We start from the raw sequence: 23,980 nt of genomic DNA, 5'->3' as shown, positions 1-23,980 counted from the left end.
CCAGCGCCTCCACATCCAAATACCCGCGTTGCGCATCCTCGCGTCCCTGCATAAGACCAGTCTTAACCACCAGGCCCACGAGTCCAGCCGACGCGCCCACCCCACGACTAATTCAGCAGGCTCCTAGACCGTCACCGGCGCTCTTGCCCTCCCACGCCGCGGCGCGTATGAGAGAGGCATGAGTTCGAAGAGAAATGACCTCCATGGACGTGTGGCAGTGGTGACCGGCTCCAGCCGCGGTCTGGGGTTTGCGATGGCGCGGCTTCTGGGGCGGCAGGGTGCAACGGTGGTTTTGGCGGCCAGGTCGGAGGCCGGCGTGGCGGCCGCCGTCGAGCGGTTGGATGCGGAGGGGATCGCGGTGTCCGGACGTCGCTGCGACGTCGGTGACCTGGCCGACGTCGAGGATCTGCGTGACGAGGCAAGGAACCGCGGGACACTCGACATCTGGGTCAACAACGCCGGAACCTCCGGTGTCTTCGGGCCCACGGCCGGCACCCCGGCCGATGACTTCGCACGAGTGGTGCGCACCAACATCCTCGGCACCTTCCACGGCTCACGGGTGGCGTTGCCGGTGTTCCTCGACCAAGGCCACGGCGACCTCGTTAACGTTTATGGCCAGGGCGACCACGGGCCGGTGGCGCTGCAGAATGCTTACGCGTCCAGCAAACGGTGGGTCCGCCAGTTCACCGAGACGCTGCGGCGTGAAACCCGGGGCACCGGGGTGCGGGTACACGGCATGAACCCTGGCCTGGTGATGACGGACCTGCTCGGGCGGGTCACGTCCCAGCCCGGCTATGAGGACCGCCTGGGCGGCCTGCAGGTCGTCGTCGGCCTATGGGGGCAGACACCCGACGACGCCGCGCGCCCGCTCCTGGACCTCGTCACCGCGGACGCCGCCGAGTTCCGGTCCCTCACCACCCGGACCCTGGTAACGCGCGGGCTGCGCAACGTCCTGGCGGGGCGCCTCCGCCGCGCCAACCGTATGCCGCTGGACATCACCGTACTTGGCACTCAGGGCAAGGACTGACCGGGCGATCGGGGAATCCGCCACTGCCGGGCCTGCCGTTGTGCGGGATCAGTTATTCCGACGGCGGCGTGAACTGGCTGGCAGTGAACTCCGCGCCTTGAGGATCCCGGATCAGTGCCGTCCGCGTCCATTCATTGTCGCTCTGGCCCGCAACGGTGGCGCCAAGCAGCTCGGCTTCAGCCACCGTCCGGTCGCGGTCGGCTACGGTGAATGAGACATGCCAGTGCGGCGGTTCGCCGGGGGCCGCACCTGCGATCCAGGCGATTGCGTCCTCGAAGCCGGGCGGGGCGTCCAGCCCTGACTGCCTTGCCCGGATGTCCGGATCAGCTGTGGCCTCCAAATGATCCCCATAGCCGGGCCTGCGGATCATCAGCCCGAAGCCGACGTGGTCCACTTCCCAACCGAAAGCCTGCTCATAGAAGGCAACCGCTCCGTCCGGGTCCGGAGTGTGCAGATCGCTGAAATTCCAGCTGCCTGGCTGGTTGACAACTTGTGCCCCCAGACGCCGCCTGGCTTGCCAAATGCGGAACTCGGCGCCGCCGGGATCGATCAGCGCCGCACTTCGGCCGCCCTCCCCCGCATCGGCGGCCGCCGCGCTCACCCTGGCGCCGGCGTCGGCCAACCGCATCACCGCCGCATCCGCATCGTCAACGGACACGTAGGTATTCCACCTTGCGGCAGCCCCCTGGGCGCCGCCCATCCCGCAGACGTCCTGGCCGTCGAGTGTGCCGATCAGGTAGCGCCCGGGGGCTCCCGGCGGCATGACGTCCCGGAAGGTCCAGCCGAAAAGTCCACCGTAGAACTCGACGGCGGCCTCGACGTCGGGCTGCTCGGTATCGATCCAACAGGGGACACCGTGCGGGTAGGTCCGTGCGGTCATGACTGGCTCCCGTCCATGGCGAAAAGCCTAGCGAGCCCGGCACCCCGGGCGGGAGGGCCTAATGACTCTCCCGTCGGTCTGGGCGGCGGCGCACAGTTGAGGAACGCGCAGGAGTCAGCAGTCAGGAGTCAGGGACCATGGAAGAAGGCAAGGACGAGGCCGCCGAAGCACACGCGCTCCAGGCAGTCGAGCGCCATCATGCTGCGATGCTGAAGCAGCTCACCGGGCTGGTAGCTGCGCTGATGGCGGCCGTTGAGGCCAGGGATGCCGCTACCGAGGGCGTTGCCCGCGCGAAGCTCTTGGATTGGTGTGAGAACGAGCTTGTTCCGCATGCGTTGGCCGAAGAAGGTCCCTTGTACGGCGGGCCGCGCGCCACCCCGGAGGGGAGGCTGCTGGTCGAGGGGATGCTGGCCGAGCACCGGGTGATCGTCAGTCTTGTGGAGGAACTGCGGACGTCCACCGGCCTTGCTGCGGCAGTGGCGGGCGCCATCATCCAGCGTTTGTTTGCGGTGCACCTGGAGAAGGAAAACGGCCTCCTGATGCCTTTTATTGCCGCTTCCCCGGACATGTCCCTAGCCGAGGCAGTGGAGGGGTTGCATGAGTTGGTCGGCGGCACTGCCGGCCACCACCCGGAGGCGCACGGCGCGGGCCACCACCCTGGTTAACTTGCGGGCCGCCGTCGTTATGCGTCAGTGACTGGCCCGGTTCATTGACCTGCCGGTTCCGCCAGGCGGTCCGCCGGGCTTGCATGGGCAGGCCGGCGGTTCGGGCGGATGATAGTCCCATGCAACGGATCATCGTGTGGCTGGCGTCAGTCATTATCGTCACGCTCATCTTTGGCAGCATCTATGTCACCTTTCAGCAGTTCGGCCGGAGGGCAGTCAATGCGGCACCGGCAGCGGCAGCGGCTGTACGGGTCCAGCAGCCGGGGTCCGGACCAACGGCAGTGCCGCCCCTGGAACTGACGGCCGATAGCGGGGTCTTCGTCATGGTCTTCGGGACGGACAATAAGCCCACGTCCAGCACAGTGGCCCTGCACGGGGAACTACCCGTCATTCCTGCGGGCGTGCTGGAGACGGCCAGAAGTCTGGGATCCGACACCGTCACGTGGCAGCCGGAGCCGGGACTCCGGATGGCGGTGGTGGCGCGGCAGGCGCCGGGAGGGGTAGTGGTCGCCGGGCAGTCCCTGACGCCTTTTGAGGACAGTGACAGGATGAGCCAGCTGTTCCTGGGGGCCGGCTGGCTGGGCAGCATGGTTGTCCTTGCCGCAGCTTACGGTTCCATGGCCCTCATCAGGCGCCGCCAGGACATTGTTCACAGTGCCGTCTTGAAGGAAGGACCCCATGAACAAGACCCGGCTTGAGGCGTTCAGCGATGGCGTGCTTGCCATCATTATCACCATCATGGTGCTGGAACTGCACACGCCCGAGGAACCGACGTGGCATGGATTTGCCGCTGTCATGCCCACTTTCCTCAGTTACCTGCTCAGTTTCGTATACGTGGGAATTTACTGGAACAACCACCACCACATGATCCAACTGGCCGGGAGGGTCAACGGTGCCATCCTGTGGGCCAACCTGCACCTGTTGTTCTGGCTCTCGCTTTTCCCCTTCAGCACCCGCTGGATGGATGAATCCTCCTTCGTGCAGGTTCCGGTCCTGATCTACGGCCTCAATCTGCTCTGCGCCTCCATCGCCTACTACATCCTGCAACAGGCACTGATCCGCCAGCAGGGCAGGGACGGCGCCCTCGCCCAGGCCGTCGGCAGGGACTGGAAGGGCAAGGCTTCGCCGCTGATCTACATCGCCGGCATTGCCACCGGAATTGTCCAACCGTTGCTCGGAATCGCCGTTTACACCGTGGTGGCGCTGATCTGGCTGGTGCCGGACCGCCGGGTTGAGCATTTCGTCACCCGGGCGCACCAGGACGACGGCGTTGCTGACCAGGCCGGGGATAACCGCGCCCAGGGTGAACGCAGTTAGCTCTGCCGCCCGCATGCCTCGACCCGGGCTGCTTTCCTCGGCGCGGGGATGCCTAGGCTGAAGCCGCCTTCCTGTTCCTGCCTTGGTAGAGGCGGCGGTAGCTTGACGGCGTTGTCTTGAACTTGCGGGCGAAGTGCATCCGGAAGTTCGCGGTTGTTCCCAGGCCGGTCCTTGCCGCCACAGCCTGCACCGTCAGGCCGGTGGTTTCCAGGAGCCGGGATGCTTCCGCCAGGCGCTGATCGTTCAGCCACGTCAGAGGTGTCATTCCTGCTTCGGCCGTGAATTTCCGGGCGAAGCTCCTGGGGGCCCAGCCGGCATGTTGAGCCATCCCGTCCACTGTGAGCGGCTCGGCAAGGTGCCGCCGGGCCCACGCACAGGTGTCCGCGAAGAGGGCCAGCGGCGCGGCGACTGCACGCTCCATGAACTGGACCTGGCCACCTTCCCGGTGAGGCGCCACCACCATCCGCCGGGCAATGCTGTTGGCTGCCTCAGTTCCAAAGTCCTTTCGGACCAGATGCAGGCAGAGGTCAATGCCCGCGGCCACCCCGGCGCTGGTGCTGACGTTGCCGTGGTCTAGGTACAGGACGTCCGCATCGACGGTGACTTCCGGGTACAGGGTTTGGAGGCGCTCGGCGTTTCTCCAGTGGGTGGTGGCGCGTTTGCCATCCAGCAGGCCCGCAGCGGCCAGGGCGAAAGCACCGGTACACACGGACACAACACGGACTCCGTTGTCCGCTGCCTGCCGGAGTGCCTCGCAGACTTCGGCGGGCGGATCATTGAGCGGTTCGTAGCCGGGCACCACCACGGTATCCGCAGACAGGATCGCTTCCAGGCCATTCGTCGCCTGGATGGAGAACCCGGAGGTCGTCGGCACCAGGCCGGGCCGGGCCGCACAGATCCGGAAGGAGTACCGGCCCCGCTCATCCTCATGGCCGAAAACCTGCGCGGGGATGGCAAGGTCGAACGCGACCACCTCCGGCAGCGCCAGCGCGACGACTCGGTGCATAGGGCCACTGTACTCACGAAGCAGCCGTCCGGGCAGGATCCTTTCCATGCCGGGCATTTTTGCCATGCATTTTCGGTGCGCGCGAGTGCCACCATTGGTTGCATGACAACCTTTCCGGCACGGCAGGCAGAGACGGTTCCCACTCCCCCGGACCACCCGGCAAAAGGCGCGGCCCGCCCGCCAGAGGCTGGTCCGGCGCCCAGGGAACACCTGGGCTGGCTCGTGGCCGCCTCACTGGCCACGGGCGTCCTCGCGGCCCTGCTCCTGGCCTTCGCCCCGTTCATACCGGCCACCGAAACCGGAATGGCAGGCGGCATTCTGGTGGGACTTGGGCTCGGATGGGTCATGCTGGTTGTGCTGTCGGCCCTGTTCACTTCCCGGCCGCAAAAGTGGGTTCTGGTTCCGGCGCTCTTTATGGGCCTGGGCGGTATCCTTCTGCTGGCTTTCGGTGCCCCGGCACAGGATGTGTTCACCTGGGCGGGGCCGCCCGCACTGCTGGCGCTGGCGGTATGGATGGCATTCCAAGCCCGGCGGCAGCTTCGTAGCCGGGGCGGAATCGTCCTGCTTTACCTGGTGATCGCAATGCTCGTCATGTCTTCCCTGGGCGCGGGCTTCGAAACCCTGCAGCAAGCAGCGAGCAAGGCGGTTTCTCCGCCGCAGGGGCAGCTGATCGACGTCGGCGGTCACCGCCTGTACCTGAACTGCACCGGATCAGGCAATCCCACCGTTGTGATCGAACCGGGGGCCGGAATGATGTCCGCTGACCTTGGTTGGATAGCGCCCGCTGTTGCACGCGAGACCAGGGTGTGTGTCTACGACAGGGCAGGCCGCGGGTGGAGCGATCCGGCAGGCACCATCCAGGATGGTGCGCAGACAGCCGCTGACCTCCGCACGTTGCTGGAGCGCGGGAATGTCCCGGGACCGTATGTGCTGGCTGGACATTCCTTCGGCGGCCTCTACGCACTCGCATTCGCTGCCCGATATCCCGAAGATGTGGCCGGGCTGGTCCTGGTGGACTCCACCGCACCGGCGTCCGACCCGGCATCAGGGCACGGCACGAGCCAGGGGTCCGAGGACACGATGAAACGTGCCTCCGCGCTGGCTTCCATTGCAGGGCGTCTCGGGGCGGGCCGGTTGCTTGGGGCCACGCCCGGCCACCTCAAAGGCACAGCCGACGAGTACATTCGCGCAGGCTCGTCGGCGCAGCAAGCTGCCGGGCTGAGGAACTTCAGTGATAAACCGCTGGTCGTCCTGACCGCAGGCACCGGCAGCCAGCCCGGCTGGGCTGCATCGCAGGAAGCCCTTGCCTCACTCTCGACGAACAGCCGGCACCGGATCATCGACGGGGCAACGCACACCTCATTGATCACGGATCAGCAGGGCGCGGCTGCGACAATCCGCGGCATCCTCGACGTCGTCGCTGCCGTGCAGACTGCCGGCCCGCTCAGGCCGTAGGCTAGCCCCAGCACCCTCTCTAAGGAGTCCCATGGCCGGCCTTGTTCCCGAGTATCTGACGTTCGACTACAGCTGCCGGTTCCGCGGTGTTCCCGGCGTGCACCACGACCCGGAGGACTACCCCGTGACCTGGTCCGTCACCGCCAAGGGGACCGTCTGGGACGAGGATGACGACGGCGCGGACGGCACGGAGGTCACTGTCGGAGAAGCCCGTCTGTACCTGGTTCCGGACCCGGGCATCATCGATCTGTTCCTGACCCTGGACGCCGGCAACCCGGAAGTGGCCGGCGTCGGTGAGATGCTCACCCTCAAGCGCCCGGACCTTATCGAGGACATGGTCCTGGGCGGGGACCTGCTGATCGTTTCCTCACTGTGGATCGAACCGAGGTTCCGCGGCAACAAGCTCGGCCACGCGGTCCTGAAGGCGATCCTCGGCACCATCGGCCGTTCAACCGTCCAGGTCATCCTGCAGGCCGCCCCCGCCCCCGCCGAAGGGGTCCCCGAGGAGGGCACGCCCGAGCACGACGCGGCCAAGGCTGCCCTGCGCCGTTACTGGGAAGCGTTCGGGTTCCAGCAGGCCGACGGCGACTACCTTGTCCTTGACGACATGGCAGACGTTCTGGACTGATCCACGCCCGGCGGGCGCCCGGGATACCCGCGCCGGGACATTCCGGACAAGGGGCGCCCGAGGCCTCGGTGGCCGCCCTGATTTTGGCATTTCAAGGGCGCGGCAATTCCGCCACAATAGCTCCCGACGGCAGGTCAAGGAGGCCGCAATGGGAAGAATCGTCGTGATGAACCACGTGACGCTGGACGGGGTGATGCAGGGGCCCGGGAGGCCGGACGAGGACACCCGGGGCGGATTCATCCATGGTGGCTGGGCCAGCCGCTCCGCAACGCCCGGCGACGCGGAGGCCAACGCTATGGGCGAAAGGATGGCGGCCGGGGGCGGCTTGGCCGGATGGCTGTTCGGACGACGTACCTATGAGGACCTGCTCAGCTACTGGAACCAACAACCCAACAGCCCTTTCGGCCCTCTGCTCAACAAGGCGTCCAAGTACGTCGCATCGACCACGCTCACCGAACCGCTCCCGTGGCCCAACTCAACGCTGCTGCGAGGCGATGTCGCCGTCGCCGTGGGCAGGCTGAAGGCGGAATCCGACGGCGTTCTGGCGATCATGGGCAGCGGGGAGCTGCTCGCCGCCTTGATGGCTGCAGACCTGGTCGACGAGTACTTGCTGATGATCCACCCGCTGGTGCTCGGCACCGGCCGGCGGTGTTCCCGGAGACTGCGTACCTCGCGCTGCGACTTATCGAGAGCACCACGACTGCTGCCGGCGTCCTGATCGCCGTCTTTGAGCCTGCGAGGAACCGAAACCTCGGGGCCTAGGGGGTGCTCTCGGCGGCTTCCTGTTCCGAAGTGTCCGGTGGGGGCTTTCTGGAGTGCCATTCGTTGTGCGGCCGTGAATATTCTTGAGCGATTCTTGAGGTTTTAGGATCCGGGGCACTTTAGGATCAGGGAAGTGCCTGCTGGCACAAGCTGATGGCTGTCCTGAATTGGCGGCCTTGACGATTGCGGGGACCGATCGCTGTGTTCAAGTTTGTGAAAATTCTTACCGCTGCCCTTGCCGTCTGCGCCGGCTTGACGCTGACCGGGGTACAGCCGGTGCAGGCAGCACCGGCAACCGCCCAGGTTCTGCTTAGCCCTGCCTCCGGGCCGGCCGGATCCGCTGTCACCGTCAGCGGCACCGGGTTCAAGGTCTCGACCTCGGGAACCGTCATCGCAGGCTCGACGACGTTCGCCTTCCGGACAGCGTCAAACGGTTCGTTCAGCACATCGATCACCGTCCCGGCAGCAGCGACGGGAAAGCTGACGATTACTGCGAAGACTTCATCCGTTCAGGCTTCCTCCGTCTTTACCGTGACCGCGGCCGCACCGGCGGCGCTTCCGCCCGTCAGCACGGCCGGCCTGCGTTTCGGGGTCGCCACCAGCGGCGGGCCCCTGGCCAGTGGCGAGCTCGATGATGTGTCCCGGGTTGCCGGCGAAAGCCCGTCCAGCATTCTCTTCTACAAGGATTTTCTCCAGGCACCGCCCATCGCTGAGATGGACGCGGCACGGGCCCGTGGTGCCGTGCCCCTGGTGACGTGGGAGCCGTGGGCCTGGGGCGGGGGGCTGGACCAGCCGGCTTATGCGCTCGACAGGATCACGGCCGGGGACTTTGATGCGCGCATCACCCAGTGGGGGCAGGCGCTGGCCGCCTGGGGTCATCCGCTGCAGTTGCGCTTCGCGCATGAGATGAACGGCGACTGGTACCCCTGGGCAGAAGGAGTTAATGGCAACGCGGCGGGCGACTATGTTCAGGCCTGGCGCCACGTGCACGACGTCGTCGCTGCCACCGGCGCATCCAATGTGTCCTGGGTATGGAGCCCCAATGTTCCCTATTGGGGTTCCACAGATTTGTCCGGCCTTTTCCCGGGCGCCGGATACGTGGACGTCGTCGCGCTGGATGGGTACAACTGGGGTACGTCCGCGTCGTGGAGTGGCTGGATTTCACCGCAGGATCTGTTCGCACCCGGAATCGCCCAGTTGAGGTCACTCGCGCCGGGGACTCCGATTCTGATCGCCGAGACAGCCTCCAGTGAAGCTGGCGGATCAAAGGCCGCATGGAACACGGATCTGATCTCGTATCTGGCCGCGCAGCCGGACGTGATGGGTTTCGTTTGGTTCCATATGCAGAAGGAAGCTGACTGGCGCATTAACAGCAGTGACGCCTCGGCGGCAGCCTTCAAGTCCGGGCTGGCGGCGCGCCGGGCGTCCTAGCTGCGGGACCGGTTAGGGCCGCGCGGCGGGGTTTCGGCGGACGAGTGCGATCATTGCTGCGCCGATCAGCAGAATCCCGAGGGCTGTCAGCAGGCCTGCGCCGATGTTGAGGCCGGTGTAGGCCAGGGCGGCGCCGGACGCGGGGATGGCGGTGTTCATTCCGTACATAGTTAGTTGATTTCCTCTGCTGTGTATTGCGCTTCCCAGCGGTCGATGCGCCGCCGGGTGATCTTGGTGATTAGTACTGCCCACCAGGAGGCAATGAACCATCCCGAGCGCAGCCACATGAAAATTTCCTGCGGGAAGAAGGTCGCCGCAATCAGGATGTCTTTCCAGTCGCGGTGCGGTATCCGCAGTGCCCGTTTGATGTCCAGTGCCACAAACAGGATGGGCACGAGCCACCAGAACAGAACGACTTGGAAAGCCCCGAGAGTTATGGAGAGGACGATGACGATGATCCACAGAAGTTTGAGGAAGACGCCTAACAGGCCCATGGCCTGCTGGGCCCAGTCGCGCAGCGTCAGGCGGTTGAACCCCAGGGCGAGCAGATCCTCGACGGTGCCGACCTGCCATTTCATCCGCTGACCCCAGAGGGCCTTGAGGGACTTCATGGAATCGGTGTAGGCCCGCACGTCCGGTGAAACCTGGCAGACGTACCCAAGCTCCCGGATTCGGTAGGTCAGCTCAAAGTCTTCAACCTGGGAGGTATATACCCAGGGGCCGTCCCGGTCCTCTCGGGCGGCGATGCGCCTCAGGACCTCGTTGTTGATGGCGCAGCCGGTTCCAGCCAGCACGCTCGTCCGGCCCAGGCGCAGCGCGGTGTCGGTCCAGGTCGCGAACTCGGCCTTTTGCAGCCGGCTGAGTAGGCCGGGGTCCTGCATGGTGAACTTCGAGGAAGAACCTCCCAGGATCGTCCCTGATTCATCAGCGAATTCGCGATCCCAGGCCGCCAGCGCGTTCGGCGGCAACACCGTATCGGCGTCCAGGCAGACGACGATATCCGCGTCATAGGCGTACTCTGCCCAGGCGCGGTTCAGCGCCTCGGACTTGCGGTGTTCCAGACGGGGCAGCTCCATCACTGTGACCGGATATTTGCGCGCTTCGCGGGCCGTCTCATCCGTGCAACCGTTCGGCACCACCACGATCAGATCCGCCGGCCGGACTTGGATCATCAGGCCGTCAAGCGTTGCCCCGATTGATCCGGCCTCGTTATACGCCGGAACCAGGACCACCATCCGCAGCCCGGAAGCGGCGGTGGTTGTCTTCCCCGGCGCTGGGGCTGGCGACGTGACCTCCCCGGCGGCTCGGACGCTCCGGCGGTCCCTTGCATCAACTACCAACGGCAGGGCGGCGGACGTGGACATGGAGCCTCCTTCTGGACTTGGCAATGTCCCGGAGGGACCTGCAAACCCAGCTAATAGCCCCTATCTCAGAATTAGACCCGGCTGCCCATCAAGGTTGAATAAATTGACATCAAGTCTTGCTCAAGGAAGCGACAGCTGAATATTACTTAGTCAGCTGATTTGGTCGATTGGGCTCTGACCTGCGCGTATGCACAAAAATGTTGCCCACGGGTCGCGCGGCCAGGGCGAACCCTCGGAGTTTCGCCTCGCAGGACCGGCCCGGGAGCTACCTCCTGACCGGCCACGCCGGGAACCTGGGGGTTGAGCCCTTCCGCCGGTGCCGAGCTCCCGGGACGTCACGATGACGGGGGCGTCGGACGGCTTGTGGGCGCTAGAGGGATGATTGTGCGGTATTTGCCGCCCCCAGTCTGTTGCGGGGTCTCTGAGCTTGGCTCCACGGCGACGTGGCCCAGACCGAGGCCGGTAAGCAGGTCAGTGATCCCCTGTTGGACCGCTGCCCGCACCTGCTCGGCGTCCGCGCCCAATTCTGGGCGCAGGCGGACGGAAAGATGGGCAGGAGCAGTCTGGACTATCTGGAACAGCTCCACCCCGGGGGTCCCGTCGAGGACGGTGGCCAGCGCCAGCGGGGGTACTGCGACCGTGCCCTGGCCGTCCGCCATGGGAAAGACGAGCACATCGGAGGACCGTCCTTCCACGCGCAAAGCGGGCGCCGGATTACCGCATACGCACGGGACCGGCTTCACTAAGACCCTGTCCCCGACGTCATAGCGCAGGATCGGTAGGACGCGGTTGGCCAGGTTCGTCAGAAGTACGGTGTGTGAGACCACCCCCGGCGGCACGGGTCGGCGGTCGGCATCGACGGGTTCAAGAATCACCCAGTCCTCGAGAAGGTGCAACCAGCCCTCGGTGCAACCGGAGGCGGCATAGCCGGACTCGGTGCAGCCATATACTTCCCGCACCGGCGCCGCAAAGGCACGCTCAAGGCGAACCCGTTCGTCCGGCGGCAGGCCCTCAGCAGTGCTCAGCACCAACAACGGGCTAACCCGCAGCCGTCCTGCTTCCTGCTCGCTGGCCAGCAGGCGCAGCGCACTTCCATAGGCGCCAAGCACCACCGGGCGGATAGCGTTTAGTTCGGCCACCAAGCCGGGCAGGGGGCGATGGACCGAAAGAATCCGCAGCTGGCGGTGGCGCCGGGGCTTTTCCCGCATCTCCCGGGTACTCGCAGCCACGGACAGGAAGTGCCCGCCTGTGGCTACCACCATCGCAACATTGGCCCTTGAGGACAGTAGCCGCACCAGCTGACGCACCGATAGCCAACCAGTGGCCAACCGCGCAATCAGCCCCGAAGTTACTGCCCAATACCGGTCATCGAGCACGAACAAACCCCGGGTTCCAGTGGTTCCGGCGGTGGTGGCCACCAAGTACTTCCCCGCGAACCGCTCCCCGATCCGGGCTGGGTCCGCCACGAACTCCTCAACCGCTGCACGGGTGACCGCGGGGTCCGTAAGCACCTGATCGAAGTGGGCCATCAACGTGGGCTTATCCGTCACCGGCAAAACAGTGACGGCCTCAACCCGTTCAGGCAGCCCCCGGTACAGTTCCCGGTAATAGGCCGAATGCTCGCGGGCAAACGCCACCAGGTCCGCCAGACGCTCCCGCTGCCTGGTACGGATGGCCTCTCTGCCGCGTCGGTGCGTGCGATACGCGTCCCACCACACCCGCAGCGCATCGCCCCGACGGTCCCGGAGCACATCTCCTCGTGGTGTTCCCATGGTCGATTCTAGGAATGGATACTCCTGCCAGAACAGAGACTCGCCCCGAAAGGCGGCGAGTCATACTGTGGAACCATGGACGCCGCAGCAGCTAACGCCTTGGCCATTCCGCCGGTACCAGTCCACCGTCCCACGACGGTCCCTGAAGACACCATCACCCTCGCCGCCGGGGTATGGCTCCTCGCCGGGACCTATGTGGACGGTTGGGCCCACAACAACCTCCATGACCTTGAGACCTTCTTCACACCTTGGCACGCGGTCCTCTACTCGGGCTTTGCTGTCTGCGCCCTCTGGCTCGCGGCCCTGACATGGCGCCGGCACTCACCGGGTGCGCGGTGGACGGAAGCGATCCCGGCCGGCTACGGACCGGCGGCGGCAGGCGTCGTGCTCTTCCTGGCCTCCGGGGCGGCCGACTTTGCCTGGCATTCGGTGTTCGGCATTGAGCAGAACCTCAAAGCGCTGTTCAGCCCGTCCCATCTGGGACTCGCTGCGGGCGGATTCCTGATCCTCAGCGCCCCGTTTTCCGCCGCATGGCATGCACCAGTGCGCTCGCGGTCACAGCTGGTTCCGGCCTTCGTGAGCGCGATGCTTTCCGGCATGGTCGCGGCGTTCATCCTGCAGGAATTCGCTGTCTTCGCGCGCCACGGGCTCGTTCAGACTTACGCCGGGCCGGCCGGACAGTCCGCGGTGGCCGCTCCGACGTCGTCGGGCATCTTGGTTGCCCTGGGATCCTTCTTTGTCTCAACGGTCGTGCTCTTCGTGCCCGTCCTGTTGCTGTCGCTGCGCTGGCACCTAAACGCGGCAGTGCCCGCGGCCATGGCATTCGTCCCCTCCGTGGCGATGCAGCTTATGGTGGCGATGCGGGACGCTTGGCTGGTGCCGGCAGCCCTCGTCGGTTCCGTGCTAGTGGGATTGGTGTGGGCCGTGGTCCGCCCGGCTCCGGGCCGCCACGGAAGAATCATGACCGCTGCGGCGCTCTCCCCCGTCGTGTTCTGGGCCGCGTACTTCGCCGGCGTGGCGCTGCACGACGGGGCCCTCAGCTTCTCCCCCGAGATTTGGGGCGGGACGCTCGCCTGGACCGGGCTCGAGATGCTGGGTCTGGCCATACTCACGCTCAAAGGGGGGTCTACGGCAGGCCTGCCGCACCGGCGCTAGCACCGCCGGCGCCCTCCACCGCGGCGAGCATGGCATCCCGGGGGGCGCCCCGGTCGACCACACCGAACGGGCCGTCACCCTGATCCGCGAGGGTGGGTCTCCCGACGCTGCGCCGGTCCTCCGCACGGACGATGACGGGCCAACAGTGCCAGAAGTATTGCAGAAGCCTGCTGTCGGAGTACGAATGCCCATGTGAAGTCGAACGGTCCGGGAGGGAAATCGGGCGGAACGCGCAGGACGAGGGCGCGGCCGGTATCCACGCGGCCTACCTCAAGGTCTGCGGAAGCAGCCGGATCCAAGTGGAAACGGTCGCCTAATTTAATGTCCTGCCACTCCGGATGGATGCGGTCGGCGCCCCGGGCATCTCGCCTTCTACTTCGTCAGCTGTGGCACCCCAGCGCAGGTAAGAGCGCCGAAACAGCAACCCCAAGGTCAGCACTGCGGTGGCCACTGCTGGCCCGGCAAGATGTTGCACATTCTGTGCCGCCATCACGTCGGCCCCGATGTCGTTAGATGGGCGAACATACTCTTCTTCACGGGGGTCTTTCTATCGGGGATGGCGGGCCCGGACAAAAAGGCGCCCCGAAGTCTCTGGTCCTCGATGCTGCCAAGGCGTATATTCCGTCCATGGCAAAGGATCCGGTCCAGACCAACCCGGCTAATTATCGGGTGGCCTTTGAAAATGAACGTGTACGCGTGCTCGAGTATGTCGACTCCCCCGGGCACGCGACAACCGAACACAACCACCCCGACAGCGTGATGATCACGCTTAGTTCTTTCCGCCGCCGGATCTCGTCCAACGGGAATTCAATGGAGGTGGAGCTACCTGCCGGAGTCGCGCGCTGGGTGCCCGCACAGCAGCACTCCGGAGAAAACATCGGGGCGACTGACACCCACACGTTCTTCATCGAACTCAAAGAATCCCGACCGTCTCCCGATGGTGCGACAGAACACTTGGGACCGACACCCTCCTAGTTCGCTCCTCGGTCATGCCAGTTGTCTTCCTCGCCTACCGCACGGCAACGACCCGGAACGCCAGCTTTCAGGACTAGGGATTGACGTTCCGGTGGGCTTAAGCCGGTGTGCTCGTAGAAATCCGGCGGCTACTCGAAGATTTCGATGCGCGGTTCGCCCTGAACACCGCCCCGCTGCATGGCTTCCTTGAGGTCCTTCCGGCCGAAGAATGCCTTCGCGGTTTCTACATTGTCGAAATGGTGGATCACGAGGACATTGTTCGGATCATCGGCCATCCGGTACACGGATGCCTGGCTGACCCCGCCGTCGTTCTGCATGTCACTCACCGAGTCATAGACCTTGCGCCATGCGTCGTAGTCGGCGACCCGGTGAAGGATGATTGAAACAGCCATGGCTTCTCCTTTGAAGCGTGCCGCGCCATGTGCTCCGGACGGTCCTTGGGTCGAACGCTGCAGCCCTTGATCGTTGGGGGCGCGTACACAATTTGCCTGCGGCGACCCGGACTGAGCCGTCCAAAGCTGTATTACTCCCACGCTGACCAGGCTGTCAACGGTCCGCATTTTGCCTTGAGGTCGCAGGGGTTGTGCCAGTGCTGCTGATCAGTTCGTTTGTCGGCGGCCGCGCACCCTGATGACCTCAGCGACCCCGCCCAAGGCCATTGGGTAGGCCACGACGGCGGCCACGTACCGCTTCAGGTCGTAGGGGTTATCCAGTGTCGCCCATCCCACGAGAGCCCCCGGCAGCCCGACACAGATGGTCACCCAGAGGCGGTTCTCCCGCGCACCCGACCAGACTGCGGACGTGATGGACAGTGCGCAGCCGGCGAAGATGAAGCGATTGCCGATCCAGACCTGTTCCTGATCGGCTGGCACGGGCAGCCAGATATGCCAGCCGGCACGCCAGATCCCGTAGCCGATCATGGCCATCGAGGCGAGGACAAGCAGGACCCACGCGATGGTTCCAGCCCGCCGGCGCCCTGCATCAGACATCGTCATCCCCCTTACCCCTGAGCTTAGAGTGCCCGGGGGCTGGCAACTCTGGTGAGCCTACGACGAATGACGGTTCGTTTCTCCGTGGAGTATTCATGCGGCGCCAATGCGGGGTGTTCGCACTCGGTCATTTGCTTCTAGACTGGCGCCATGGACACCACAACGGATGAGCCCCGGCTGCGCGCCGCGGTGACAGCCCTCACCGGCGGACCTGCGGAGCCATTCACCCCAGGCCGGCGCCGACGCCTGAGCGGTAGCAAAGGCATCTCGCCAGGGCCGGTGCGAGTCCCGGAATAAGGAGCAGACCATGCCGGATCCGGAGCCCACCCAGTGATGTTTGGGAAGGTCGCCCTGGTTACTGGGGCGAGCCGGGGCATCGGGGCAGCCATCGCGGACGCCTTGGCACGCGCCGGTGCACACGTTGTTCTAACCGCGCGGGATCAGGATGCTTTGTCGCGCCAGGTGCAGGTCCTGAAGTCGGACGGGCTCCAGGCCACGGCCGTCCCCGCTGACGTCAGGGACGAGGCTTCTGTGAAGGCTCTTCTGGCGGAAATTCGTGAGCGGTGCGGACGTCTGGATGCCGCGGTGAATAACGCCGCGGGCGGCGGCCGGCCGCCGGCACCGTTAGGCGAGTGGACGGTTGAAGACTTCGACGGGGCCATCGCCGTGAACCTGCGCGGAGTCTTCCTGTGCCTGAAGTACGAAATCGAACTCATGCTTGAGACCGGAACCGGTGCAGCGATTGTGAACATGTCATCCACCGCTGGAGAGCAGGGCGTCGCCGGCCTCACCGGGTACACTGCGAGCAAGTTCGGGGTCGGTGGCCTCACCCGCGTGGCGGCCCTGGACTACGCCGCCCAGGGAATCCGGGTGAATGCGATTGCTCCCGGACCGATACTTACCGACCGGCTCGCCGCTGCAGGGCAGGCGGCCCAGGACGGGGTTGCCGCGACCGTACCGCTGGGCCGGATCGGTGTTCCCGGCGATGTTGCCGCCGCAGCCCTCTGGCTGTGCTCAGACCAGTCCTCGTTCGTCACCGGGACCGTGCTTACCGTCGACGGTGGCCGGCTCGCAGGAACACCGGCGTTCAAGGTCAGCGGTTGAGGCCGCACGCCTTCACTACGGGAGCTCGGTGTCTGGAACTGGACCAGACATATCCGCCCTACCGGGGCCAGGGATGGTTGACACACTCACTCGATCGAGGCGATGTACGCAGCTACGCTTTAAGGGACAAGAATGTCAGACCGGAGGCACATATGCCAGTACTCCTAATCGCCCGTTTTCGTGGGGACGTCGAAGAATTGACTCGAGCGTATGATCGGGCACATAAAGTGATCATGGATGCTGGCGGACCGCCTGGAGAACTGCGGCATCATTGCGCGCTAGGCGACGGCTCACTCTATCTGATCGGCGTATGGGAGTCCGAGGATCTGATGAGGACACGCTTCGCCAGTGAGGGCTTCAATAAAATCCTCGCTGAGTCTGGGTTCCCTTCCATGGACGAAGCCGAGATCACGATTCTGGATCTACACGCAGTCGAACCGCCGCTTCTTCCGCCTACAGGCCTCTCCCCGGGAACCCCTGCCCCCCAGGCCAGAGGCGTTTGAGGTTGTTTGGTTGCCCGGTCGAACGCCAATACCTCGTTATTGCCATCAAGATCCTGCTCTCAGGCAGCGTTGAACGAATGGGGGATGTTTCCGGAGCGCGATAGGCCCTCCGGGTCAGCCACTGGACTCGAAGTCGTCCTCCTGGAAGCCTCCCTCGGCCTCACCTGAGCCGCCCGGCCGGGAGCGGGTAGCCCCTAACCCTCTAAACAGGTACCGCGCCCAATGTACGCCGCAAGTGAGCTCGCCTAATGTGTGAAGCGGGGCCGGCGGTGAGTGGCGCGATCTATGGTCGTCGCACCACCCCCAGCCATCGCTGGCCCCTTCTACTCCGCCGCTTCCGAATCGCCCGGCCTTCCTGGGTGAGGCTGGCCCACTGTCGGCCCGATAGGCTTTCTCCCCATTACTACCGCCAAACGCCGCGCATCCTACCCGGAGTGGGTTCATATGTACCGGCAGGGCATCCCATCATCGAAAATCGCTCTCGATACCGGCGCGCCGTCGAGCACCGTCAGGTATCGCCTTCACCTGGCCGGTCGGGACGACCCCACTCTCCGTGACGCCCGCAAGGCTGCGCTGCGAGCTGTCACCCGCAAGACCTCCGCCGGCCAGCGGAACCTCGATGACATCATCGCGTTCCACAAGGCGGAGGGCCGACCGCCAACAACGGGCGGGCAGGCACCGCGGAAAAGGCACTGGGTGCTTGGCTGCACCGCCGCCGGCAGGACGCCGCAGTAGGTGCCCTTCCCCCGCCCACCGGGATGCCTTGAACATCGTCCCGGGCTGGGAGTACCGGCCACCTGAGAGGCCGACAACGCTGCCCGCTCGGGCCGCCGACTCGCTGAGCTGATCGAGTACCGCGCCGCCGGCAACGACTGGCCCCGGCACAAAGGGTGGCGACGATTCCCTCCCCGTTTGTGGCTAGTAGTTCTAGAAGCTGGGAGACCGGGTCCAGGATCCCGGGCCCGTGAGCGAAAAGCATCCTGGCTGGATGCAGTTCGCTGAGTTTGCGCAGCGAAAGTTCAGCTTCGTCAGCGTCCGCGGTGAACGCCGAAGGTGCACGGGTCAAAGTCCCTGTCACGGTGGCTACCGCATCCCCGACAAACAGGATTCCATCATCCTCCTGCAGCAGGCTGATGTGGCCCTTCGTGTTGCCCAGTTAGCTGCAGTGCGTTTTCCCCGTTTTGCCGAAATTGCGCCGCAGACGGAGCGACGGCAGCTCAAGGCAATTGCTTTGGGCGGCCGTGGGTCTTGGCTGAGGAGCGCGATGGCACCTTGAATCCGGGCACGCTCCTCCGGAAGCAGCACCCGTTCAGGGCACCCCCGCCCGGTCCCGGAGTGGTTACCGATCAAACGAAGTAAAAATGACCAACTCGTTGCATCCGGTCGTGACGCTGCAATGCGCAGCGAAGCCGACCGGGACGGCCAGCCAGGAGAAGCGAGCGGGGCCCGAGCATGGCGCTCACCGAGGTCAATGCCATGGCGGCACTGCCGCCCCAGAAACCGACAGCGATGGAGATCACCCCCGGCGGAAATCCTCAGTGCCGACGTCGCCCGGCAGGGTAGGACATTGACGCAGACAAAGTGCAGACATGAGCATACGATGCAGTCATTACCACGCCGGCTGTCCGGCGGCGGTGCCTGCACTGATGGCTCTGGGGGAACACAGTGAAGCAAAAAACAGCAATCATCACCATTGTCATCGCCCTGGTGCTCGCCGTTACGACTGCGCTCTATATTGTCCGGGCTACTGAAGACAGGGTTACTGCGGATTTTGTCGCCCGGGTCGATCGCTTCGCCATTCCTGCCGACTGGAAGCAGGAGTCGGAAATTGTCCGGCCGGAGCGCTTCCTGTGCATGAGCCCCAATCCGTGCCCAGCATCTCCAAGCGCTGGGATGCAGGCAAAGAGACCTCCCTGGATGAACTCAAGTCAGTGATCTCCGGGGTCGGCTTTGAGATGAAGATTGAAAGGAACTGCCAGCGGCGGGGCGACGCCATCGGTAACACGACTGTCTGTGAGGCCACGGGAAATGACGGTGCGTATGACTACATCCTGAACGTCGCCAGCCCCGATCCAAACGAACCCAACACCATTGTGCTCAGCGTGCAACCACACTTGTGATTCTGCAAAATCCTCTGAACGATTTATCTAGTCACTGGAGAAAAGGACGAGTCCCCTGAGAGCATGCAGGCCGCGCCCACGACCTTGAGCCGCAGGCCAGGGCGGCATTTCCGTTCAGTAACCAAGGGGGGTAAATGCTGTGCGCCCGAAACTCCCCACTACTTAACCGCCGCCACGTTGACGGCAGCACTCGCAGCTTTGGCGCTGATCGCTCCGCCGGCATCCGCTGCGGATCCGTTGACCGAATGTGTGCCAACGTGGAGACGATCTTTGCCCGGGCTCCCATGCATCAGCAGATAGGGCCGCTCATTCAGGATGGCCAGAGGTTCAGAAGACGAAGACTAGAAGTCCCAGTCCTCATCCTCAGTGTTGACAGCCTTGCCGATTACGTACGACGAACCTGACCCGGAGAAGAAGTCGTGGTTCTCGTCGGCGTTCGGCGACAGTGCCGAGAGGATGGCCGGGTTCACGTCGATGACGGACGCCGGGAACATGGCTTCGTAGCCCAGGTTCATCAGGGCCTTGTTGGCGTTGTAGTGCAGGAACTTCTTGACGTCCTCGGCCAGGCCCACGGAGTCGTAGAGATCGTGCGTGTACTGGACCTCGTTCTCGTACAGCTCGAAGAGCAGTTCGAACGTGTAGTCCTTGATCTCCTGCTTGCGCTCCTCGGACAGGCCTTCAAGGCCCTTCTGGAACTTGTAACCGATGTAGTAGCCGTGCACGGCTTCGTCGCGGATGATCAGGCGGATCAGGTCAGCCGTGTTCGTCAGCTTGGCCCGTGAGGACCAGTACATGGGCAGGTAAAAGCCCGAGTAGAACAGAAAGCTCTCCAGCAGCGTGGAGGCCACTTTGCGCTTCAGCGGGTCATCGCCCTGGTAGTAGTCCATGACGATCTGCGCCTTCTTCTGAAGGTTCGCGTTCTCGGTGGACCAGCGGAATGCCTCGTCGATCTCCTTGGTGGAGGCCAGCGTGGAGAAGATGGAGGAGTAGCTCTTGGCGTGCACGGACTCCATGAAAGCAATGTTGGTGTACACCGCTTCTTCGTGCGGGGTGATCGCGTCCGGAATCAGGGAGACGGCGCCTACTGTTGCCTGCACCGTGTCCAGCAGGGTCAGGCCGGTGAATACGCGCATGGTGAGCTGCTGCTCGTCCGGGGTCAGCGTGGCCCACGACTGCACGTCGTTGGACAGCGGGATCTTCTCCGGCAGCCAGAAGTTGTTGACCAGGCGGTTCCAGACGTCTACGTCCTTGTCGTCCTGGATGCGGTTCCAGTTGATCGCTTCGACGTGGCTAAGCAGCTTGACCTTCTCGGTCATGTCATCCCCTAAAAGTTGGGTTGGTTCTTTGAAGTTAAGCGTACGACGGCGGGCGGGCACCCGCCGTCGTACACTCACCGATTTAGTTGAAGATTAAAGCATGCAGCTGACGCAGCCGTCCACCTCGGTCCCTTCCAGCGCGAGCTGGCGGAGACGGATGTAGTAGATGGTCTTGATGCCCTTCTTCCAGGCGTAGATCTGGGCCCGGTTGATGTCGCGCGTGGTGGCGGTGTCCTTGAAGAACAGCGTCAGGGACAGGCCCTGGTCCACGTGCTGGGTGGCGGCGGCGTAGGTGTCGATGACCTTCTCGTAGCCGATCTCGTACGCGTCCTGGTAGTACTCCAGGTTGTCGTTGGTGAGGTACGGCGCCGGGTAGTACACGCGGCCCAGCTTGCCTTCCTTGCGGATCTCAATCTTGGACGCCACCGGGTGGATCGAGGAGGTGGAGTTGTTGATGTAGGAGATCGAGCCGGTGGGCGGCACAGCCTGCAGGTTCTGGTTGTAGATGCCGTGCTTCATGACCGAAGCCTTCAGCTCGCGCCAGTCCTCCTGCGTGGGGATGTGGATGTTCTTGAACAGCTCCGCGACCTTCTCGGTCTGCGGCACCCACTCCTGCTCCGTGTACTTGTCGAAGAACTCGCCCGACGCGTACTTGGACTTCTCGAAGCCGCCGAAGGTCTGCCCGGTCTGGATGGACAGCAGGTTGGAAGCGCGGATGGCGTGGTAGACCACCGAGTAGAAGTAGATGTTGGTGAAGTCCAGGCCCTCTTCGGAGCCGTAGTGGACCCGCTCGCGGGCAAGGTAGCCGTGCAGGTTCATCTGGCCCAGGCCAATGGCGTGGCTCTGGTCGTTGCCGCGGGCGATGGACGGCACCGAGGTGATGTTGGACATGTCCGAGACAGCCGAGAGGGACCGGATGGCCGTCTCGATGGTCAGGCCGAAGTCAGGGCTGTCCATGGTCTTGGCGATGTTCAGCGAGCCCAGGTTGCAGGAGATGTCCTTGCCGGTCTGGTCGTAGGACAGGTCATCGTGGTACGTGGTGGGCTGCGAAACCTGGAGGATCTCCGAGCACAGGTTGGACATGATGATCTTGCCGTCAATCGGGTTTTCCCGGTTCACGGTGTCCTCGAACATGATGTACGGGTAGCCCGATTCGAACTGGATCTCGGCGAGGGTCTGGAAGAACTCACGCGCCTTGATCTTGGTCTTCTTGATCCGGGAATCGTCCACCATCTCGTAGTACTTCTCGGTGACCGAGACGTCGGAGAACGGCATGCCGTACACCTTTTCGACGTCGTACGGCGAGAACAGGTACATGTCCTCGTCCTTCTTGGCCAGCTCGAACGTGATGTCCGGGATGACAACGCCCAGCGAGAGGGTCTTGATGCGGATCTTCTCATCCGCGTTCTCGCGCTTGGTGTCCAGGAAGCGGTAAATGTCCGGGTGGTGCGCGTGCAGGTACACAGCACCGGCACCCTGGCGCGCCCCGAGCTGGTTGGCGTAGGAGAAGCTGTCCTCGAGGAGCTTCATCACGGGGATAACGCCGGAGGACTGGTTCTCGATCTGCTTGATGGGGGCGCCCACTTCGCGGATGTTGGTCAGCGCGAACGCCACACCGCCGCCACGCTTGGAGAGCTGCAGCGCGGAGTTGATGGACCGGCCGATCGACTCCATGTTGTCTTCGATGCGCAGCAGGAAGCAGGAGACCAGCTCGCCGCGCTGGCGCTTTCCGGCATTCAGGAACGTGGGGGTGGCCGGCTGGAAGCGGCCTTCGATGATCTCGTCCACCATCTGCATGGCCAGCTTCTCGTCGCCGCGGGCCAGGTGCAGGGCCACCATGCAGACACGGTCCTCGTAGCGTTCCAGGAAACGCTTGCCGTCGAACGTCTTCAGTGTGTAGGACGTGTAGAACTTGAACGCGCCGAGGAACGTCTCGAAGCGGAACTTCTTCTTGTACGCGCGGTTGTAGAGCTCGCGGATGAAGTTCATCGTGTACTGGTCGAGGGTTTCGCGCTCGTAGTACTGGTTCTTCACCAGGTAGTCGAGCTTCTCTTCCAGGTCATGGAAAAAGACGGTGTTGTTGTTCACGTGCTGCAGGAAGTACTGGTGGGCAGCCTCGCGGTCCGCCCCGAACTGGATCTCACCGTTCGGTCCGTAGAGGTTCAGCATGGCGTTGAGCTCGTGATAGCCCAACCCCTTGTAGGCGGCCGGCATCTCAGGCTTCTCGAGGTCGACGCCGTGCTTCTCGACGGCGGCACTCGCGCGGGTGCCCTGGCCTTCGGCCCTGGTTACTTCTGTGTCTGCGACAGTCGTGTCCAAAACGTGTCCAATCCATTGTTTACGCGGGCCACGTCTTCTGGCGTGCCCATAAGTTCAAAGCGATAGAGCGGGGGTACGTGGCATTTCGCCGCGATGATGTCCGCGGCCATGCAGTAGTTGTCCCCAAAGTTTGTGTTGCCTGCACCGATGACCCCGCGGATCAGTTGCCTGTTCTGCGGGTTGTTCAGGAAGCGGATGACCTGCTTGGGCACTGAGCCCGCACCCCCGGTGCCGCCGTATGTCGGAACCACCAGCACGTACGGCTCGGTGGCGAGGAGCGGGGCGTCCTTGGCCTGGAGCGGGATCCGCGCCGCGTCGACGCCCAACTTGGCGACGAAGCGGCTGGTGTTCTCGGAAGTGGAGGAAAAGTAGATAAGCCGGCTGTGCGTGGTGACAGGCGGCAACGGGGCCGCCTGGGCCCTGGCTTCTGCCAGTGCTGCCACGGGAGTCACCTCATGTGTGGGTCGAAAAAATGCCGGTTGGCTGGAAGTGGAGGCTAGGCCACGGAGGAGACGGCAGCCTGTGCCAGTTCCTCGATCTTGTCCGGGCGGAAGCCTGACCAGTGGTCCTGGTCGGTGACCACAACAGGTGCCTGCATGTAGCCAAGTGCCTTCAGGCGCTCCAGTGCCTCGGCGTCCTGGGAGATGTCAACGCTCTGGTAGGCGATGCCCTTTTTGTCCAGCGCTCGGTACGTTGCATTGCACTGCACACATGCAGGCTTGGTGTAAACCGTAACGGTCATGGTTCCCTGTCCCCTTTATCGAAATCTTCGCTCGTCTTTGTCCCGCCCAAGCTGTACGTCGATACTACATGTAGTGCAGACGGCTCTTCGGAACCCCAAGATGATGTATTACAAGTATGTCATTTAATGCACTTTTAATCCACAGGCACCGGCCTTCAAAATGTCCGGATTCCAGGGTTTTTTGCGGACGAAATCCACACCCTGTGGAGTACTTCCCAACAATTAACGGCCAGCGTGTCGCGTTCTGGACGGCGTGTCGCCGTGCCCGGAACGTCGGCCAGAACAGTGCCGCCAACCACAACATGTAGTGGTCAGCACTACATGTTGTGAGGGGCCCATGGACCCGGGACGAAGCGGCGGCCACCCCGTACCATCAACCGTGTGGGCGACTGCCCTCACAGAAGCCGGACCTGGGCTACATCTGTAGCGGGGACTCCAAGGGAATTGAGG

General features: G+C 64.0%; 25 protein-coding genes. 13 read left to right on the top strand and 12 right to left on the bottom strand.

Annotation, left to right across the window (positions count from 1 at the left end):
* Window positions 1-178: 178 nt before the first annotated feature.
* A complete protein-coding gene (locus PY310_RS17640; RefSeq protein ID WP_275215765.1) occupies window positions 179-1,027 on the top strand; it encodes an SDR family oxidoreductase in 849 nt (282 codons plus the stop codon).
* A gap of 52 nt (window positions 1,028-1,079) precedes the next feature.
* On the opposite strand, the gene PY310_RS17635 is transcribed toward PY310_RS17640, so the two are convergent.
* Window positions 1,080-1,907, bottom strand: a complete 828-nt coding sequence (locus tag PY310_RS17635; RefSeq protein ID WP_275215764.1) for a VOC family protein — start codon at window positions 1,905-1,907, stop codon at window positions 1,080-1,082.
* A 137-nt stretch (window positions 1,908-2,044) separates the two neighbouring features.
* On the opposite strand from PY310_RS17635, the gene PY310_RS17630 reads away from it, so the two are divergent.
* The 3 genes from PY310_RS17630 to PY310_RS17620 all read left to right on the top strand — a co-directional run bounded on the left by PY310_RS17630 (window position 2,045) and on the right by PY310_RS17620 (window position 3,889).
* Window positions 2,045-2,572 (top strand): hemerythrin domain-containing protein, encoded by a 528-nt coding sequence (locus PY310_RS17630; protein WP_275215763.1) that lies wholly within the window; start codon window positions 2,045-2,047, stop codon window positions 2,570-2,572.
* A 119-nt stretch (window positions 2,573-2,691) separates the two neighbouring features.
* Entirely contained in the window at window positions 2,692-3,270 is a 579-nt protein-coding gene (locus PY310_RS17625) for a hypothetical protein (RefSeq protein ID WP_275215762.1), read from the top strand.
* Window positions 3,251-3,889, top strand: a complete 639-nt coding sequence (locus PY310_RS17620) for a TMEM175 family protein (RefSeq protein WP_275215761.1) — start codon at window positions 3,251-3,253, stop codon at window positions 3,887-3,889. Before PY310_RS17625 ends, PY310_RS17620 begins: the two co-directional genes overlap by 20 nt.
* 52 nt (window positions 3,890-3,941) lie before the next feature.
* On the opposite strand, the gene PY310_RS17615 is transcribed toward PY310_RS17620, so the two are convergent.
* Entirely contained in the window at window positions 3,942-4,895 is a 954-nt protein-coding gene (locus PY310_RS17615; RefSeq protein WP_275215760.1) for a GlxA family transcriptional regulator, read from the bottom strand.
* Window positions 4,896-4,997: 102 nt separating this feature from the next.
* Between PY310_RS17615 and PY310_RS17610 the strand changes: the two genes are divergently transcribed.
* The 4 genes from PY310_RS17610 (at window position 4,998) to PY310_RS17595 (ending at window position 9,171) form a co-directional block, all read left to right on the top strand.
* A complete protein-coding gene (locus PY310_RS17610; RefSeq protein WP_275215759.1) occupies window positions 4,998-6,350 on the top strand; it encodes an alpha/beta fold hydrolase in 1,353 nt (450 codons plus the stop codon).
* 31 nt (window positions 6,351-6,381) lie between these two features.
* Window positions 6,382-6,978 (top strand): hypothetical protein, encoded by a 597-nt coding sequence (locus PY310_RS17605; protein WP_275215758.1) that lies wholly within the window; start codon window positions 6,382-6,384, stop codon window positions 6,976-6,978.
* 148 nt (window positions 6,979-7,126) lie between these two features.
* Window positions 7,127-7,696 carry a dihydrofolate reductase family protein gene (locus tag PY310_RS17600; protein WP_275215757.1) on the top strand — a complete coding sequence of 190 codons (570 nt, stop codon included), beginning with the start codon at window positions 7,127-7,129 and terminating at the stop codon, window positions 7,694-7,696.
* A 257-nt stretch (window positions 7,697-7,953) separates the two neighbouring features.
* Window positions 7,954-9,171 (top strand): glycosyl hydrolase, encoded by a 1,218-nt coding sequence (locus PY310_RS17595; protein WP_275215756.1) that lies wholly within the window; start codon window positions 7,954-7,956, stop codon window positions 9,169-9,171.
* 12 nt (window positions 9,172-9,183) lie between these two features.
* Here PY310_RS17595 and PY310_RS17590 read toward each other — a convergent pair whose 3' ends face one another.
* The 3 genes from PY310_RS17590 to PY310_RS17580 all read right to left on the bottom strand — a co-directional run bounded on the left by PY310_RS17590 (window position 9,184) and on the right by PY310_RS17580 (window position 12,307).
* Window positions 9,184-9,330 (bottom strand): LPXTG cell wall anchor domain-containing protein, encoded by a 147-nt coding sequence (locus tag PY310_RS17590; RefSeq protein ID WP_275215755.1) that lies wholly within the window; start codon window positions 9,328-9,330, stop codon window positions 9,184-9,186.
* A gap of 11 nt (window positions 9,331-9,341) precedes the next feature.
* Window positions 9,342-10,535 (bottom strand): glycosyltransferase family 2 protein, encoded by a 1,194-nt coding sequence (locus PY310_RS17585; RefSeq protein WP_275215754.1) that lies wholly within the window; start codon window positions 10,533-10,535, stop codon window positions 9,342-9,344.
* Window positions 10,536-10,870: 335 nt separating this feature from the next.
* Window positions 10,871-12,307: a phenylacetate--CoA ligase family protein gene (locus PY310_RS17580; protein ID WP_275215753.1), complete on the bottom strand. Its 1,437-nt coding sequence runs from the start codon at window positions 12,305-12,307 to the stop codon at window positions 10,871-10,873.
* A gap of 75 nt (window positions 12,308-12,382) precedes the next feature.
* Here PY310_RS17580 and PY310_RS17575 point away from each other — a divergent pair, with 75 nt between their 5' ends.
* Entirely contained in the window at window positions 12,383-13,462 is a 1,080-nt protein-coding gene (locus tag PY310_RS17575; protein ID WP_275215752.1) for a hypothetical protein, read from the top strand.
* Between the two features lie 627 nt (window positions 13,463-14,089).
* Window positions 14,090-14,437: a cytoplasmic protein gene (locus tag PY310_RS17570; RefSeq protein WP_275215751.1), complete on the top strand. Its 348-nt coding sequence runs from the start codon at window positions 14,090-14,092 to the stop codon at window positions 14,435-14,437.
* Window positions 14,438-14,565: 128 nt separating this feature from the next.
* Here PY310_RS17570 and PY310_RS17565 read toward each other — a convergent pair whose 3' ends face one another.
* Together PY310_RS17565 and PY310_RS17560 are read right to left on the bottom strand one after the other, a co-directional pair.
* Window positions 14,566-14,829, bottom strand: a complete 264-nt coding sequence (locus PY310_RS17565) for a hypothetical protein (RefSeq protein WP_275215750.1) — start codon at window positions 14,827-14,829, stop codon at window positions 14,566-14,568.
* Between the two features lie 207 nt (window positions 14,830-15,036).
* A complete protein-coding gene (locus PY310_RS17560) occupies window positions 15,037-15,426 on the bottom strand; it encodes a hypothetical protein (protein WP_275215749.1) in 390 nt (129 codons plus the stop codon).
* A gap of 333 nt (window positions 15,427-15,759) precedes the next feature.
* Here PY310_RS17560 and PY310_RS17555 point away from each other — a divergent pair, with 333 nt between their 5' ends.
* Together PY310_RS17555 and PY310_RS17550 are read left to right on the top strand one after the other, a co-directional pair.
* On the top strand, window positions 15,760-16,530 hold the full coding sequence (locus PY310_RS17555) for an SDR family NAD(P)-dependent oxidoreductase (RefSeq protein WP_275215769.1): 771 nt from the start codon (window positions 15,760-15,762) through the stop codon (window positions 16,528-16,530).
* A 947-nt stretch (window positions 16,531-17,477) separates the two neighbouring features.
* Window positions 17,478-17,768: a hypothetical protein gene (locus PY310_RS17550; RefSeq protein ID WP_275215748.1), complete on the top strand. Its 291-nt coding sequence runs from the start codon at window positions 17,478-17,480 to the stop codon at window positions 17,766-17,768.
* Here PY310_RS17550 and PY310_RS21680 read toward each other — a convergent pair.
* A complete protein-coding gene (locus PY310_RS21680; protein ID WP_419095517.1) occupies window positions 17,659-18,138 on the bottom strand; it encodes an MBL fold metallo-hydrolase in 480 nt (159 codons plus the stop codon). The genes PY310_RS17550 and PY310_RS21680 overlap by 110 nt on opposite strands.
* A 745-nt stretch (window positions 18,139-18,883) precedes the next feature.
* Between PY310_RS21680 and PY310_RS17540 the strand changes: the two genes are divergently transcribed.
* On the top strand, window positions 18,884-19,153 hold the full coding sequence (locus PY310_RS17540) for a hypothetical protein (RefSeq protein WP_275215746.1): 270 nt from the start codon (window positions 18,884-18,886) through the stop codon (window positions 19,151-19,153).
* Between the two features lie 341 nt (window positions 19,154-19,494).
* Here PY310_RS17540 and nrdF read toward each other — a convergent pair whose 3' ends face one another.
* The 4 genes from nrdF to nrdH form a co-directional block, all read right to left on the bottom strand.
* On the bottom strand, window positions 19,495-20,469 hold the full coding sequence (gene nrdF / locus PY310_RS17535; protein ID WP_275215745.1) for a class 1b ribonucleoside-diphosphate reductase subunit beta: 975 nt from the start codon (window positions 20,467-20,469) through the stop codon (window positions 19,495-19,497).
* A gap of 93 nt (window positions 20,470-20,562) precedes the next feature.
* Window positions 20,563-22,683, bottom strand: coding sequence for a class 1b ribonucleoside-diphosphate reductase subunit alpha (gene nrdE / locus PY310_RS17530; RefSeq protein ID WP_275215768.1), 2,121 nt, complete (start codon window positions 22,681-22,683; stop codon window positions 20,563-20,565).
* Between the two features lie 74 nt (window positions 22,684-22,757).
* Entirely contained in the window at window positions 22,758-23,231 is a 474-nt protein-coding gene (gene nrdI, locus PY310_RS17525; protein ID WP_275215744.1) for a class Ib ribonucleoside-diphosphate reductase assembly flavoprotein NrdI, read from the bottom strand.
* 53 nt (window positions 23,232-23,284) lie between these two features.
* Window positions 23,285-23,530, bottom strand: coding sequence for a glutaredoxin-like protein NrdH (gene nrdH, locus PY310_RS17520; RefSeq protein WP_275215743.1), 246 nt, complete (start codon window positions 23,528-23,530; stop codon window positions 23,285-23,287).
* Window positions 23,531-23,980 lie beyond the last annotated feature (450 nt).

Source organism: Pseudarthrobacter naphthalenicus, from assembly GCF_029076445.1.
Lineage (GTDB): Bacteria > Actinomycetota > Actinomycetes > Actinomycetales > Micrococcaceae > Arthrobacter > Arthrobacter naphthalenicus.
This window is presented reverse-complemented; position numbering and strand designations above follow the sequence as displayed.